At 51.3% G+C, this 704-nt stretch carries 1 protein-coding gene; it reads right to left on the bottom strand.

The features are described 5' to 3' along the window. The coding region (locus UQ64_RS31455; protein ID WP_425339632.1) for a hypothetical protein at nt 1-656 on the bottom strand (656 nt) is incomplete at its 3' end. Between the last annotated feature and the right edge of the window lie 48 nt (nt 657-704).

Below are 704 nucleotides of genomic sequence, written 5' to 3' on the forward strand. Positions count from 1 at the left end.
GCTCCAAGCACACTAGTGATTGTTCCCGCAGTAATCGTAGCACCGAGCACGCTAGTAATGGTGCCGTCAAGGATGTTAGTAATAGTACCTGCGGAGGACAAAGTACCCGCTGTGATCGTAGCGCCAAGCACGCTAGTAATGGTGCCGTTAAGGATGTTGGTAACTGTGCCCGCGGAAGACAAAGTACCCGCAGTGATTGTGGCACCGAGCACGCTAGTAATGGTGCCATCAAGGATGTTAGTAATAGTACCTGCGGAGGACAAAGTACCCGCAGTGATCGTAGCGCCAAGTACGCTAGTAATGGTGCCGTCAAGGATGTTAGTAATAGTACCAGCGGAGGATAAAGTACCCGCAGTGATTGTGGCACCGAGTACGCTAGTAATGGTGCCTTCAAGGATGTTAGTAATAGTACCAGCGGAGGATAAAGTACCCGCAGTGATCGTAGCGCCAAGCACGCTAGTAATGGTGCCGTTAAGGATGTTGGTAATAGTACCTGCGGAGGACAGAGTACCCGCAGTGATTGTAGCTCCGAGTACGCTGGAGATGGTGCCGTTAAGGATGTTGGTAACTGTGCCCGCGGAAGACAAAGTACCTGCTGTTATGGTCGCTCCAAGCACACTAGTGATTGTTCCCGCAGTAATCGTAGCACCGAGCACGCTAGTAATGGTGCCGTCAAGGATGTTAGTAATAGTACCTGCGGAGGA

It is taken from the genome of Paenibacillus etheri, from assembly GCF_001012825.1.
Classification (GTDB): domain Bacteria; phylum Bacillota; class Bacilli; order Paenibacillales; family Paenibacillaceae; genus Paenibacillus_AQ; species Paenibacillus_AQ etheri.